General features: G+C 38.6%; 1 protein-coding gene. It reads right to left on the minus strand.

Translation table 11 applies throughout. The features are described 5' to 3' along the window. The coding region (locus ACH5TW_RS00370) for a hypothetical protein (RefSeq protein WP_439334490.1) at window positions 1–562 on the minus strand (562 nt) is incomplete at both ends.

The following is a 562-nucleotide window of genomic DNA, read 5'->3' on the forward strand; positions in this document are numbered from 1 at the left end:
AAGAAGAAGGGCAATCACCATCAATCATTTTATTTTCATTATAATTCACTTCTATAGTTCCACAACTTGTTGATGCAGTTAGGTTACTTGCACTAGGAACATTATCGCATTCTACAGTTAGATCTTCAGGTAAATTTTGTAGATCAAAAACAACAGGTGTTACTGGAGTTACCGTAAATGTAGCTGTATCTTGTCCAGACTCACATAAGTCTGTTACATTATAAGTTACACTCGTATTACCACCCTCACATAAAACAGGAGCAGTAAGTGCACTAATATCTGTAGCTTGCGGATCACAACCACCAGTTACACTAAACCCAGCAATCCAATTAGCAAAGGCTGTATCTAAAGCCGCTTGATCATCAAAGTCACAAGCATTCACAGTAAGATCTTGAACATCACTAATTGTTAACGCATCAGCAGGAGTTACCGTAAATGTAGCTGTATCTTGTCCAGACTCACATAAGTCTGTTACATTATAAGTTACACTCGTATTACCACCCTCACATAAAGCAGGAGCAGTAAGTGCACTAATATCTGTAGCTTGCGGATCACAACCACC

This window comes from Thalassobellus sediminis, from assembly GCF_044386045.1.
Lineage (GTDB): Bacteria > Bacteroidota > Bacteroidia > Flavobacteriales > Flavobacteriaceae > Thalassobellus > Thalassobellus sediminis.